We start from the raw sequence: 13,658 nt of genomic DNA on the forward strand, positions 1-13,658 counted from the left end.
GGGGATTCCAGCAGGAAGCCGTTCTCGCGTTATGGTCCGTATTGCACGAATGTATCTTGACCGAACCGTTCGGTCAAGATACTTTTGAACCGAGGTGCCGATGCGGCCGGTTTTCGGCCTCACTTGCATCGCGACATCTAGGATGGGAGGGCCGTAATGGCCGCAACGAGAGACCAGGCCGCACGAATCGTTCGTGCCGATCCCGAAGGGACGGAGGATGAGGCCACGCGCGAGGCCAGTTCTCAGCTTGCGGATCAGTTGCGTCACGTCGCGGATGAAACCAGGCGCCGCCCCGTGGAGCCGCCCGCGACTTCCGCCGACGCAGCCGCGGCGAAGCCGGGCAAGCGCAAATTCATCATGATCGGTGCGCTCGGACTGCTCGCGCTGGCCGCGATCGGCTACGGCGTCTACTTCGTCTTGGTCGGGCGCTTCTATGTCTCGACCGACGATGCCTACGTTCGCGCCAACAACACCACGCTCGGCGCTCGCGTTGCGGGCCATGTCGCGGCAATCCTGCCTCGCGACAATACGATCGTTCGCGCCGGCGACGTGATTTTCAGGATCGATGACGGCGACTATCGGATCGCAGTGGATGCCGCGCGGAGCAAGATCGCGACCCAGCAGGCCACCATCGATCGCATCGGCCGTCAGGTCACGGCGCTCGAAAGCGCGGTCGAGCAGGCGAAGGCGCAACTTGCCTCCTCGGAAGCGGCGCTCAAGCGCGCCGGTCTCGATTACGATCGCCAGCAGGCACTGAGCACCAAGGGCTTTGCCTCACGCGCCACCTTCGAAAGTTCCGAAGCCGGACGCGATCAGGGCGCTGCCGCCGTGAAGTCGGCGCAGGCTGCTTACGACGCCGCGCGCGACAATGTCGAGGTGACGAAGGCGCAGCAGGCCGAGGCCCGCGCGCAGCTTGCGGAATTGCAGACCCAGCTTGCCAAGGCCGAGCGCGATCTCGCCTTCACCTCGGTGCGCGCGCCGGTCGACGGCACCTTCTCCAACCGCCTCGTCAATACCGGCGACTTCATCCAGGCCGGGCAGCGGCTCGCCAATGTGGTGCCGCTCAACGACGTCTTCATCGACGCCAACTACAAGGAAACCCAGCTCAAGCGGATCCGTCCCGGCCAGCCCGTGAACATCTCGGTCGATGCCTATGGCCATCGCAAGTTCGCCGGAATCGTCGACAGCATTTCGCCGGCGGCGGGATCGGTGTTCACGCTGCTGCCGCCGGACAACGCGACCGGCAATTTCACCAAGATCGTGCAGCGGCTGCCGGTTCGCATTCGCGTGCCGAAGGACGTCGCCGAGCAGAACCTGCTGCGCGCCGGCATGTCGGTCTATGTGACCGTCGATACCCGTCAGGGCGCGGCCGACGCCGACAGCGAGGCCGACCTCGATGCGCCCGGGACGGTTCAGCCGAAGTGATTTTCCTTAAAGCCCCGGGCCAAAGCCCGGCGCCTGTTCCGAGCTGATCATGGCCGACGCCACCGCCGCATCGCCTTCCATGATGAACGCCGCGGCCGACCACATCCCGCCGCGCCGGCTGTTCACGTTCCTCATCATGGTATTCGGGATGTTCATGTCGATCCTGGACATCCAGGTCGTCTCGGCGTCGCTGCAGCAGATTCAGGCCGGGCTTTCCGCCAGCTCCACCGAAGTGTCGTGGGTGCAGACGTCCTACCTGATCGCCGAGGTGATCGCGATCCCGCTTTCCGGATTCCTGTCGCGTGCGTTCGGCACGCGTTTGCTGTTTACGATTTCCGCCTCCGGCTTCACGGTCGCGAGCTTCTTCTGCGGCTTCGCCTCGACCATCGAGCAGATGATCCTGTGGCGCGCGATCCAGGGGTTTCTGGGCGCGGGCATGATCCCGACCGTGTTCGCATCCGCCTATACGGTGTTCCCCCGTTCGAAATTCCATATCGTCGGTCCCATCATCGGCCTGGTCGCGACGCTGGCGCCGACGATCGGGCCGACAGTCGGCGGTTTCATTACCGACATGATGTCGTGGCACTGGCTGTTCTTCATCAATATCGTTCCAGGCATCGGCATCACCATCGGCGTGTGGGCGCTGTGCGATTTCGACAAGCCGAACTTTGCGCTGCTCGAGCATTTCGACTGGTGGGGCCTGCTGTTCATGGCCGGCTTTCTCGGCACGCTCGAATATGTGCTGGAAGAGGGCCCGCAGTCGCAATGGCTGGAAGACACCTCGGTCGCGGTCTGCGCGGCGATCTGCGTGGTTTCGGCGATCGCTTTCTTCTGGCGCGTGCTCAGCGCTCGGGAGCCGATCGTCGACCTCAGGACCTTTACCGACCGCAATTTCGGTGTCGGTTGCCTGATCTCATTCTGTGTCGGCATCGGCCTTTACGGCCTCACCTACATGTATCCGCGCTACCTCGCCGAGGTGCGCGGCTACAGCCCGCTGATGATCGGCGAGACCATGTTTGTCTCCGGCGTCGCCATGTTCTTCACCGCGCCGCTCGTGGGCCGGCTGATGGCGAAATACGACATGCGCTACCTGATCGCGATCGGTCTGGTGCTGTTCGCGCTCGGCTCCTATCAGATGACCTGGATCACGAAAGAATATGATTTCTACGAATTGCTGCTGCCGCAGGTCCTGCGCGGCATGGGCATGATGCTGGCGATGGTGCCGACCAACACCATCGCGCTCGGCACGCTGGCGCCGGAGCGGGTGAAGAACGCCTCGGGCCTGTTCAACCTGACGCGCAATCTCGGCGGCGCGGTGGGGCTGGCCGTCATCAACCAGGTGCTGAACGAGCGCACCGACCTGCACATCTCGCGCCTGCACGACCGCATCAACTGGGGCAACGCCACCGCGGTCGAGACGCTCAACATGTTCACCCAGAAAATGCAGGGCATGGGCGATGCCGCGCTGATGGCGATGAAGCAATTGTCGCAGATCGTGCACCGCCAGGCCGTGGTGATGGGCTATGGCGACGCCTTCTTCATGCTGACCGTGTTCTATTTCGGCCTCAGCCTGCTGGTCATGACGCTGAAAAGGCCATCCGCGACGGCGGCAGGCGGCGACGCGCACTGAGGCGGAGGTGCTGTCATAGCCCGCATGAGCGAAGCGATATGCGGGAGGCGATGGGAGAGATACGGCGAAACTCGAATGGTCAACTATCGACGCAACTTCGTTCCTGGTGGAACGTTCTTCTTCACGGTCACCCTCGCAAACCGTAGCTCCAAAGTCCTTGTAGATCACGTCGGTCTCTTGCGCAACGCGCTACGCGTGGCTCGTCAAGAACGTCCATTCGTCATCGACGCGGTTGTGATACTCCCTGACCATCTGCACGCGATCTTTACATTGCCATCTGGCGATTCGGATTTTTCCGGACGCTGGCGGCGCATTAAAGGGCATTTCAGCAGCGCGTTGATTGACGCTCCAACACAGCTAAAGCGCAGGCCGAATGGTAATTTGGCGCTTTGCAGAGGCGGTTCTGGGAACATACCATCCGCGACGAAGGAGACTTCGCACGGCATGTTGATTACATCCATTTTAATCCGGTCAAGCATGCCCTTGTGTCGCGCGTGCGCGACTGGCCCCATTCGTCGTTTCATCGCTATGTGAAGGACGGGATTTTGCCTGAGGATTGGGCGGGGGACGCCGCCAGTGAGGGTGGGAAAGGTTTTGGAGAGCGCGAGTGAGCGGATGGAGATGTCCCGGATATCGCTTCGCTCATCGGGGCTACGGGTCGGAGTGCTGAACACTCATCACGCCCTTGTCATGTTGCAAATCATCTACGATGCATTTATAAGCAGCGCATTGTCGCTCGAACCGGGGAGATTTGCATGATTTCGATGTATTCGCAGATCGCACCCTCGCGTCCGATGCTCGTGCTGGTATTTCGGTCGCGTCACTGAGCGCGATCTCCACCGGCCCTGATCGGGTCTGACGCCCGATCTCCAAAGCTTCCCAACGACTTATTCGATTTCTTTCAACGACGCTTGCGTTCGGCCCGAGGCTGCACGCGCGTCAATTCAGATGGAGCCGGCATGTGCGTTAAGCGCAGCCGGATGACGCCATGACCGTTCAAACAGATAAACGTCCCACGGCGATACGCGTGGTGATCCCGTTCGTGTTCCGCCATTGGCTGCAACAGCCTGCCCGTGCCGCGATCGTCGCCGGCGGCCTGCTCGGCGCCACCGCGGCCGACCTGTTCATGCCGATCTTCTCCGGCCGCCTGGTCGATGCGCTGACCCTGGGCGCTGCGGACGCGGCAGCGCGCCATGCCGCGTTCGTTGCCTTCGGCGGGATCGTGGCGCTCGGCCTGATGTCGATGGTCCTGCGGCTGACCGGCCTGCAGGCGATCGTGCCGTTCACGCTGAAGACGATGTCCGACGTGTCACGCGATGCTTTCGCGTGCGTGCAGCGCTTCTCGACGGACTGGCACGCCAACAGCTTTGCCGGTTCGACCGTGCGCAAGATCACGCGCGGCATGTGGGCGCTCGACCTGCTCAACGACACGATCCTGATGGCGCTGATGCCGTCATTGCTGGTGCTGCTGGGCTCGATGATCCTGCTCGGGCTGCACTGGCCGGTGCTGGGCGCGGTGATCGCGGTCGGCACCGTGATCTATGTCTCGATGACGCTGGCGTTCTCGATGAACTACATCGCACCGGCCGCACGCGTTTCCAACGCCTGGGACACCAAGGTCGGCGGCACGCTGGCGGATGCCTTGACCTGCAACGCGGTGGTGAAATCCTTCGGCGCGGAAGCGCGCGAGGACGCGCGGCTGGCCGGCGTCATCGGCCGGTGGCGCACGCGCGTGCGGCGGACGTGGTACCGTTACAACTACACCTCGACGGCACAGCTCGCGGTGTTGTTGTGCTTCCGCGGCTCGGTGATCGGCGGCGCGATCCTGCTGTGGATCGCCGGTCGCGCCACGCCCGGCGACGTCACCTATGTGCTGACCAGCTATTACATCATCCACGCTTACCTGCGCGACGTCGGCATGCACATCAACAATCTGCAGCGTTCGGTCAACGACATGGAGGAGCTTGTCGCGATCCATGCCGAGCCGATCGGCATTGCGGACGCGCCCGATGCCGGGCCGATCGATATCCAGGGCGGCCGCATCGTGTTCGACGACGTGACGTTCCATTATGGCGGCCATCGTGCGCCGCTGTATGACGGCCTGTCGGTGGAGATCCGCGCCGGCGCGCGGGTCGGCCTGGTCGGCCGTTCTGGTTCCGGCAAGACCACCTTCGTCAAGCTGGTGCAGCGGCTGTACGACGTCAGCGGCGGCAAGATCCTGATCGACGGTCAGGACATCGCGAAGGCGACGCAGCATTCGCTGCGCAGCCAGATCGCGATCGTGCAGCAGGACCCGATCCTGTTTCACCGCACGCTGGCCGAGAACATCGCCTATGGGCGGCCGGGCGCCAGCATGTCGGCGATCGAGCAGGCGGCGCGGCTCGCCAACGCGCACGACTTCATCCTGCGGCTGCCGAAAGGCTATGGCACGCTGGTCGGCGAACGCGGCGTCAAGCTGTCGGGCGGCGAGCGGCAGCGCGTCGCGCTGGCGCGCGCGTTCCTGGCGGACGCGCCGGTGCTGATCCTGGACGAGGCGACCTCGAGCCTCGATTCGGAATCGGAAGGCCTGATCCAGCAGGCGATGGAGCGCTTGATGAAAGGGCGTACCTCGATCGTGATCGCGCACCGGCTGTCGACGGTGCGCAGCCTCGATCGCATTCTGGTGTTCGACCGCGGCGAGATCGTCGAGCAAGGCACCCACGCGGCGCTGACGACGCGTCCGGGTGGCGTCTATCGCAGCCTGTTCGAACTGCAGGCGACCGAGTTCGGCCGCATCTCGGCGGCGGAGTGAGGTGCGTTCTTGCAGTCCTGCTCGGTGTCGGAATATGTTTCCGGCATCGAGAGGTCTTGCGCGATGAGCTGGTTTCGCAAGGATCGGCAACCGGAAGTCTGGGAAGTCGCCGATGATCAGCCGTTGGGCGATATCGGCGCGGCCCACAAGATCCGCGATATTTGCGCTTCCGCCGCGGCAATCGCCGAAGCAATGGCGGCGGCAGGCGGGCGCAAGGCCGAGCAGAAGCGAGCCGCCGATACCGAGCGATACCGGGCCGGCATCAAGCGCGCGCTCGAAATTGCGATGCAGATTTCCGACGATTCGATGCGCGACATTTCAGTGAGCCAGATCATCAGGCTGTGTGTGAAGGTGGATCATCTGAAAACGGCCAGGGTGCTGCTTCGCGCACTTCGTTCGGAAAAGACCAGGACCGAACTGATTGAGGCGTGTCCGGCCCTGATCGATCAGGATGCGGCCAACTGAGGCGGCTCGCGATCGCGTTGCGGCGGCGCAGGCGCGGCCTTGGACCGCGTGCGTGCCGAGATCGCGACCGTCACCACGACGGCGGCGGCGAACAGCAGGATCTGCAGCGTGATGGTCTCGTCGTTGAAGAACGCCGCCAGCGCGAAGGTGACGAAAGGCTGCAGCAATTGTATCTGCGATACCCGCGCGATGCCGCCCATTGCGAGGCCGGCGTTCCACGCGAAGAAGCCGATCCATTGCGAAAACAGCGCGACATAGAGCAGCCCGAGCCACGGCTTCAGCGCGATGTGGGCGATATCCGCAGGCATGGTCAGCGCGGCCGCGGGGATCGATAGCGGCAGTGCGATCACCAGCACCCAGCTTATCACCTCCCAGCCCGGCATCTGCGAGGTCAGCCGGCCGGAGAATGCGTAGCCGATCGCGGAGACGGCTACCGCTGCGAACAACAGCAAATCCCCGGTCGAGAACGCGCCGCCGCCTTGCCGCAACGAAAACGCGATCACCAGCGCGGCGCCGGCGACGGAAGCGATCCAGAACAGCGGCCTCGGCCGCTCATGGGTGATGGCGACCGCGACGAGCGCGGTGGCGATCGGCAGCACGCCCAGCACCACGCCGCCATGCGAGGCGTCGACCCGCTGCATCCCGAGCGACATCAACAGCGGAAACAGGACGGCGACGCAGAGCATGGCGATCACGAGTTGCGGCCACAGCGCACGGGGCGGCAGCGGGCGGCGCAACATAAGGAGGAGCACCAGAGAACAGAGCCCGGCGATCGCAGTGCGCAGCGAGGTCAGTGCAATCGGATCAATTTCCGCAACCGCGATCCGCGTCGCCGGCAGCGTGCCGCCGAAGATCACCATGCCGACAAAACCCGGCAGCAGACCGAGACGTTCGCGCGACGAAGGAGAGGACATGACGCGATTGGGTAGCTGCTTTGCAGGTCAGCGTACAGCAATCTACTCGGTGCACATGGCGGCTATGCGCCGCTATCTCGGAGCAATGCTGCTCCACACCAATCCGGCGCCTGACAGAAACAACAGCGCCAGCACGACGTCGTAGAAATTCCGGTCGTTCAGGGCGTGGTAGGTGCGCATGCCGAGGCGGGCGCCGATCAGCGTGCCGGGCATCGCCAAGAGCGCGAGCAGGAAGACGTTCAGCTTCACGAAACCGGTGGCGGCCTGCAGGATGAGCGCGGCGCCGAGCACGGTGCCGTTGAAGATCTGGAAAACGCCGCGGCGCTGATCCTTGGTCCAGCCGCGGATGCTGGCCCACAGGGTCGGAAGCGGGCCCGACAGTCCGGCGAGGCCGCCGAGGATGCCGCCGGCAAATCCGACGCAGGCGTCGGCGATGCGGCCGCCGAACCGAAAGGCCATCGGCCTGCGGATGAAATAGAGCGCGGTCGGAAACACCAGCAGCATCACGCCGACGCTGAGCTTGAAGGTCTGCGGGTCGGCGCGCGCGACCAGCAGCGCCCCGATCGGCATGCCGAGGATTCCGCCGGCCACGAACGGCAAGGCCAGCTTGAAATCGAGCAGCTTCCACATCGACGGCAATGTCGAGATCTGCGAGCTGACCGAGCAGATCAGCACCAGCGGCACGGCAATTGCGGGCGGCAGGATATAAAGCCAGATCCCGAGCGCCATCAGCGCCGTGCCGAAACCAGCGAGGCCGGACACGAAACCGCCGGCAAGCGCGCCGGCAAGCAAAATCGCGTAGGTAGCGACGTCCACTCTTTTTCCCCCGTCATTCTCCGATGCGCAATTGCGCATCGTAGATGGTCCGAAGGACCAGACCCGGAATCTCGTCATTCCGGGTTCGCTTCGCGCCCCGGAATGACGATGCTGAAATTTGCGGCGACGTTTACACGACGCGGCGGACGGGTACTATCGCAATCGACGCCTTCAACAATAACCTGATGGAAACGGCCCGATGACCGCAACCTCTCCAAAAACCTTCCTCGTCTGTCACGGAGCGTGGTCCGCGGGCTGGGCCTGGAAGAAGATGCATCCGCTGATGCAGGCGGCCGGGCACCGTCTGGTGACGCCGACCTATACGGGCCTCGGCGAGCGCGCGCATCTGGCCCACCCGGCAATCGATCTCGACGCGCATATCGAGGATGTGCTCAACGTCATCAAGTATGAAGACCTGCGCGACATCGTGCTGATCGGCCACAGCTATGGCGGCATGGTTGCCACCGGTGTGGCCGACCGAGCGCGCGACAAGGTCAGGCAGTTGATTTATATCGACGCCTTCGTGCCTAGCGACGGGCAGTCGTTGCTGGATCTGAACCAGGCGGCTGTGCTGCGGATGCAGGAACTGGCAAAGGCTGGCGGCTGGCGGGTGCCGCCGAATCCGACGCCATCAGATACCTCGCCGACAGACGTCGAATGGCTCAGCACGCGCCGCGTGGACATGCCGATCAAATGTTTCGAGGCGAAGTTCAAGCTGCAGGGTGGCGCGCTGACGCTGCCGCGCAGCTATATCTACGCTACGCGCATCACGCCGGCTGACACGTTTGGGCCGTTCGCCAAAATGACGAAGAGCGATTCCGCCTGGCGCTACTACGAGATCGACGCCAGCCATTCGCCGAATGTCACCGCGCCGGAAGCGCTGATGGCGCTGTTGCAAGAGATCGCTGCCTGAGGTTGCTACCACCCGGCAGCACCCAACCCCGCATACGGATTGACTCTCCGCCGTCAGCCCAACAAGCTGGCGAACCGGTGATCGAGGTCGATCGCGGAGGGCAGGGCCATGGCGGCCAGAACGACGACAGGCATCGAGACGTGGTCGACTGGCTCGGTCGAGCCGGAACGGCGGCTGGATTATTGGATCGGCGCCGTCTGCGAATGCTTTCTCGAAATGGACATCACGACACCGGTTCGATCGGGTTTCGACTGCTCGGTTCAGCGCGGGCAACTCGACACGATCGGAATCAACCGCGTGCAGGGATCGGCGCAGCATGTCTACCGCCGCAAAGCCAGCGTCGCGCGCAGCGCGGCCAACTATTATTACCTGCTGTGCAAGACCGACAACGACTGGACGGTGATGCAGAACGGTCACGCGTCGCGGATGCGGCCGATGGATCTCGTGCTGCTGGATTCCCGGCGCTGCTATGAATTCAACTTTCCGGTGAACGCGGACACGCTGTCGCTGGAGCTGCCGATCCACTGGGTCGAATCGTGGATATCAGATCCCGAGCGGCGCATCGGACAGCGCGTCGACGGGCGCGCTGGCTGGGGCGCGGCGCTCAGCGCATTTGCCTGCCAATTGACTCCCCAGCTCGCCACCGACCGGCCGCTGCCGGCGCGGGTGCTGACCGACCAGCTCGGCGCGCTGCTGGCGCTTGGCTTCGACAGCGAGATTCCGGCGACGCCCGCCGAGCAGCGCGATGCCGCAGGACTTCTGGACCAGATCGGTCGTGCGATCCGGCTGCGCTACGCCGAGCCGGGGCTGACAGCTGTGGCGGTCGCGGAGGATTTGCGCGTCTCGGAGCGGACCTTGCACCGCTGCCTCAACAAAGCGGGCGTGACGTTCAGCGGGCTGCTCAACGATTGCCGGATGGCGGCGGCGCAGCGGATGCTGCGCGAGCCGCGGTTCGATCGCATCAGCGTCGGCGGCATCGGACTGCGGGTCGGCCTGTCCGATCCCTCCCACTTCATCCGTCAATGCCGCAAGTTTCTCGGCATGACGCCGGGCGCGTTCCGGCGGCAGCGCTAAAGGCGTTATTGTAGCGTCCCTTGGCGCAATCAGGCGACGACGGTGACCGAATCCGGCCATCGGAAGCGAAACGCCGTCCCTATCAAGGCTCGATTTCCAAAATCGAGGGGAGACGGGAATGGCGGACACTTACGTACTGGTTCACGGCGCGTGGCACACCGGCGCCGAAATGGAAGCGGTGGCCGGACATCTGCGAAAGAGCGGCCATGTCGTGCATTGCCCGACGGTGGCCGGCAACAACAGGGATGACGATCGCGAGACGTTCGGACTCGAGCAGGCGATTTCGTCTGTCGTCAGTTACATTGAAGCGAACAATCTGCGCGACATTAGGCTGGTCGGCCACTCCTATGGCGGCATGGTGATTTCCGGCGTCGCCGACCGCCTGACCGACCGGATCAAGCGGCTCGTCTATGTCAATGCCTTCGTTCCGCTGGACGGGCAGTGCCTCAACGACATGGTGCCGCCGCACTATGTCGGCCTGTTCGACGCGGTGGCCGCCGCCAACAAGGGCGCCGTGATGCTGCCGTTCGAAATCTGGCGCGATGCCTTCATCAACGACGCCGACCTCGAACTGGCGAAGTCCGCTTACGCCAAACTCAACCTGCATCCGTACAAGACATTCACCGACAGGATCACGCTGAAGCATGCGTTGGCGGAACTGCCGGTCGGCAAATCCTACGTCAATTGCCGGCAGGACATCGCCCTGCCGCACAGCATGCCATGGCATCCGCGGTTGTCGGAACGGCTGGGGCTTTTCCGGCTGGTCGAATGCGACGGCAGCCACGAGATGTTCTTCAGCAATCCGGCACGGCTGGCGCAGGCGATCGGAGAGGCGGCGCGCGACTGAGGTCGATGCGCGCACCAGCGCTGTCCACAAATGGCGAGGGGTCCGGCGCGTTACGCCGAACCCCTCATTTTTAGAACATCAGCCAGCCTGTAAGCCGGGTTCTGTAGGGCACCATTCTTTCGAATGGTACGTGACGGCCATTCCTCTGGGACCATGTTTGCACATGGCCTCGAGCAACCTACCCGGACAGCGAGCCTGACATCGCCCTGCGGTGTTATCGCTTTCGCGAACGTACCGCGTCGCCGTCCCTATTCGGTTTTGCTCCCGGTGTGGTTTGCCATGCCGTTTCCGTTGCCGGATACGCGGTGCGCTCTTACCGCACCTTTTCACCCTTACTCCGTCCGCAGACGGAGCGGTTCGTTCTCTGTGGCACTTTCCCTGGGGTTGCCCCCGCCGGACGTTATCCGGCACCGTATGTCGATGGAGCCCGGACTTTCCTCCCCCGCAGCCTTTCGACCATAGCGGGAGCGGCCGTCCGGCCGACTGACGCCATACGCATGAGGGCTCACGCGCGCCGCGTCAAGGGATCGCGATGGTTAATCGGGTTCCGTCCGACTTATTTTGACATCTGCGGAACACGGGCATTTGATGCCGATGACTGAGGACAACGAGCAGATGCGCACGATGAACATTCCCGCCGGTCTTGCTGAAGCCCTGCTGCACAGCGCCTCCGACGCGATCATCGCGACTGATCGCGACGGACGCATCACATTCTGGAATCCCGGCGCGGAGCGGATATTCGGCTTCACGGCCGGGCAGGTTGTCGGCCAGTCGCTCGACCTGATCATTCCCGAAAACCTGCGCGCCCGGCACTGGGAAGGATTTCGCCATACCATGGCGACGGGAACGAGCCGCTACGGCCACGGCGACCTGCTGTCGGTACCCGGCCTGACCAAGGAGGGCGCGCGGATATCGGTTGAGTTCACCATCGTGCTGCTGCGAAATGGAGCGCAGGAGACCACGGGCACCGTGGCCGTCATGCGCGACGTGACCAAGCGCTTCGAAGAGGTGAGGGAATTGAAGCGGCGGCTGGCCGGTGCCGGCCGGCAGTCCTGATAGCTGGCTTCATGATTGCCGCTCCGTCGGAAAATAATTTCTCCGACGATGTCGTCTCGCGGGGTTCCCGTTCGACTGGGTGTCGGCGATCCAGCCGATCAGAAGGAGTTTTCGAAATGCAGTATCTTTTGATGATCTATCGGAGCGAGGCCGAGCTTGGCAAAATGGACGCGGCGGCGCGCAAGGAAATGTCGGCGGAATACGGCGTGTTCACCCAGTCCATCATCCAGAGCGGCCATTTCAAAGCCGGCGACGGCTTGCAGCCGACGACGACGGCGACCACCGTGCGCGTCCGCGACGGCAAGATCCTGACGACCGACGGTCCGTTCGCGGAGACGCGAGAGCAGCTCGGCGGCTATTATCTGGTCGAGGCCAAGGATCTCGACACCGCCCTCGGCATCGCCGCGCGCATTCCCGGCGCCAGGACCGGTTCGATCGAGGTGCGGCCGGTCATGATTTATGATTGACGGCAACGTGCCCGCATGACCCCGGTTGAGGTCGAAAAAATATTTCGCGACGAGGCGGGCAGGGCGTTGGCCACGCTGATCCGCCTCGTCGGCGATTTTGATCTCGCCGAGGATGCACTGCAGGACGCATTCGCGGTGGCGCTGGAGCGCTGGTCCAATGCTGGCCTGCCGTCCAATCCGCGGGCATGGCTGGTCAATGTCGGGCGCAACAAGGCGATCGATCGCGTCAGACGCAACGTCACGTTTCGCGGCAAGCAGCAGGAATTGACGCGCGAGATCCTGCTCAACGCGTCCGCGCCAGGCGAGGACGCTGACAACGCGCTCGACGACGACATGCTGCGGCTGATCTTCACCTGCTGCCATCCGTCCTTTGCCGCCGAGGTGCAGGTCGCGCTCACGCTGCGCACGGTATGCGGGCTGACGACGGCGCAGGTCGCGCGCGCGTTCCTCGCAAGCGAGGACGCGATGGCGCAACGCCTGTTGCGCGCCAAGCAGAAAATCCGTCTCGCCGGCATTCCCTATGAGGTGCCGGAGCGCGACGCGCTGGAGCCGCGGCTGCGCGGCGTGCTCGCGGTGATCTATCTCGTGTTCACCGAAGGCTATGCGGCGACATCAGGCGAAGATCTGATGCGGCCTGATCTGGCGCGGGAAGCCATCCGGCTGGGGCGGCTGCTCGATGCGCTGATGCCGGGACGCGGCGAGATCAAGGGGTTGCTGGCCCTGATGCTGCTGCACGATTCACGCCGCGCCGGCCGCGAGACCGCGGGCGGCGATATCGTGCTCCTGGAAGAGCAGGACCGGACGCTGTGGGATCGCGGGCAGATATCGGAGGGCCTGCTTCTCGTGGAAGAGGCGCTGCGGATGCCGGGCCGGCCGCAATCCTATGCGGTGCAGGCGGCCATCGCCGCGCTGCATGCGCGGGCGTCCAGCTACAAGGATACCGATTGGCGGCAGATCGCCGGCCTCTATGAAGTGCTGCTGCGGATCAGCCCGTCGCCGGTGATCGAACTCAACCACGCCGCTGCGGTGTCGATGGTCGATGGGCCGGCGCGGGCGCTCGACCTGATCGATGCGCTGGAGGCCCGGCTGAAGGGTTATGAGCTGCTGCCGGCGGTGCGCGCGGACCTGTTGCGGCGTCTCGGCCGGCGCGATGCGGCGCGTGAGGCCTATCAGGCCGCGACGGCGGCGACGCAACTGGAGCCGTTGCGGCGGCTCTATGCGCGAAGGATCGCGGAGTTGGATTTCTAGGCGTCATCGCCG

12 protein-coding genes, 1 other RNA gene and 1 pseudogene are annotated in these 13,658 nt (G+C 64.0%); 11 read left to right on the plus strand and 3 right to left on the minus strand.

Annotation, left to right across the window (positions count from 1 at the left end):
• Window positions 1-156 precede the first annotated feature (156 nt).
• The 5 genes and pseudogenes from V1283_RS02455 (at window position 157) to V1283_RS02475 (ending at window position 6,311) form a co-directional block, all read left to right on the plus strand.
• Window positions 157-1,425: an HlyD family secretion protein gene (locus tag V1283_RS02455; protein ID WP_334384855.1), complete on the plus strand. Its 1,269-nt coding sequence runs from the start codon at window positions 157-159 to the stop codon at window positions 1,423-1,425.
• A gap of 49 nt (window positions 1,426-1,474) precedes the next feature.
• Window positions 1,475-3,055, plus strand: a complete 1,581-nt coding sequence (locus V1283_RS02460) for a DHA2 family efflux MFS transporter permease subunit (protein ID WP_334384856.1) — start codon at window positions 1,475-1,477, stop codon at window positions 3,053-3,055.
• Between the two features lie 75 nt (window positions 3,056-3,130).
• A pseudogene (locus V1283_RS02465) lies at window positions 3,131-3,666 on the plus strand (REP-associated tyrosine transposase).
• Window positions 3,667-4,043: 377 nt separating this feature from the next.
• Window positions 4,044-5,846, plus strand: a complete 1,803-nt coding sequence (locus V1283_RS02470) for an ABC transporter ATP-binding protein (protein ID WP_334384857.1) — start codon at window positions 4,044-4,046, stop codon at window positions 5,844-5,846.
• A 63-nt stretch (window positions 5,847-5,909) separates the two neighbouring features.
• On the plus strand, window positions 5,910-6,311 hold the full coding sequence (locus V1283_RS02475; RefSeq protein WP_334384858.1) for a hypothetical protein: 402 nt from the start codon (window positions 5,910-5,912) through the stop codon (window positions 6,309-6,311).
• On the opposite strand, the gene V1283_RS02480 is transcribed toward V1283_RS02475, so the two are convergent.
• Both V1283_RS02480 and V1283_RS02485 read right to left on the minus strand, forming a co-directional pair.
• Complete coding sequence (locus V1283_RS02480) at window positions 6,293-7,225, minus strand: DMT family transporter (RefSeq protein ID WP_334384860.1); 933 nt, start codon at window positions 7,223-7,225, stop codon at window positions 6,293-6,295. The two genes, V1283_RS02475 and V1283_RS02480, sit on opposite strands and share 19 nt — an antisense overlap.
• A gap of 72 nt (window positions 7,226-7,297) precedes the next feature.
• A complete protein-coding gene (locus tag V1283_RS02485) occupies window positions 7,298-8,041 on the minus strand; it encodes a sulfite exporter TauE/SafE family protein (RefSeq protein WP_334384861.1) in 744 nt (247 codons plus the stop codon).
• A 199-nt stretch (window positions 8,042-8,240) separates the two neighbouring features.
• Between V1283_RS02485 and V1283_RS02490 the strand changes: the two genes are divergently transcribed.
• The 3 genes from V1283_RS02490 (at window position 8,241) to V1283_RS02500 (ending at window position 10,875) form a co-directional block, all read left to right on the plus strand.
• Window positions 8,241-8,954 carry an alpha/beta fold hydrolase gene (locus tag V1283_RS02490; protein WP_334384862.1) on the plus strand — a complete coding sequence of 238 codons (714 nt, stop codon included), beginning with the start codon at window positions 8,241-8,243 and terminating at the stop codon, window positions 8,952-8,954.
• Window positions 8,955-9,062: 108 nt separating this feature from the next.
• Window positions 9,063-10,028: a helix-turn-helix domain-containing protein gene (locus V1283_RS02495; RefSeq protein WP_334384863.1), complete on the plus strand. Its 966-nt coding sequence runs from the start codon at window positions 9,063-9,065 to the stop codon at window positions 10,026-10,028.
• Between the two features lie 118 nt (window positions 10,029-10,146).
• Window positions 10,147-10,875: an alpha/beta hydrolase gene (locus V1283_RS02500; protein WP_334384864.1), complete on the plus strand. Its 729-nt coding sequence runs from the start codon at window positions 10,147-10,149 to the stop codon at window positions 10,873-10,875.
• Between the two features lie 74 nt (window positions 10,876-10,949).
• Here the strand turns inward: V1283_RS02500 and rnpB are convergent.
• Window positions 10,950-11,362: RNase P RNA component class A (gene rnpB, locus V1283_RS02505), an RNA gene on the minus strand.
• Between the two features lie 137 nt (window positions 11,363-11,499).
• Here rnpB and V1283_RS02510 point away from each other — a divergent pair.
• The 3 genes from V1283_RS02510 (at window position 11,500) to V1283_RS02520 (ending at window position 13,646) form a co-directional block, all read left to right on the plus strand.
• Window positions 11,500-11,931 carry a PAS domain S-box protein gene (locus tag V1283_RS02510; protein ID WP_334392936.1) on the plus strand — a complete coding sequence of 144 codons (432 nt, stop codon included), beginning with the start codon at window positions 11,500-11,502 and terminating at the stop codon, window positions 11,929-11,931.
• Window positions 11,932-12,047: 116 nt separating this feature from the next.
• Window positions 12,048-12,398, plus strand: coding sequence for a YciI family protein (locus V1283_RS02515; RefSeq protein ID WP_334384865.1), 351 nt, complete (start codon window positions 12,048-12,050; stop codon window positions 12,396-12,398).
• A 15-nt stretch (window positions 12,399-12,413) separates the two neighbouring features.
• Entirely contained in the window at window positions 12,414-13,646 is a 1,233-nt protein-coding gene (locus V1283_RS02520) for an RNA polymerase sigma factor (RefSeq protein WP_334384866.1), read from the plus strand.
• The last annotated feature ends 12 nt before the right edge of the window (window positions 13,647-13,658 follow it).

The organism is Bradyrhizobium sp. AZCC 2262, from assembly GCF_036924535.1.
Taxonomy (GTDB): domain Bacteria; phylum Pseudomonadota; class Alphaproteobacteria; order Rhizobiales; family Xanthobacteraceae; genus Bradyrhizobium.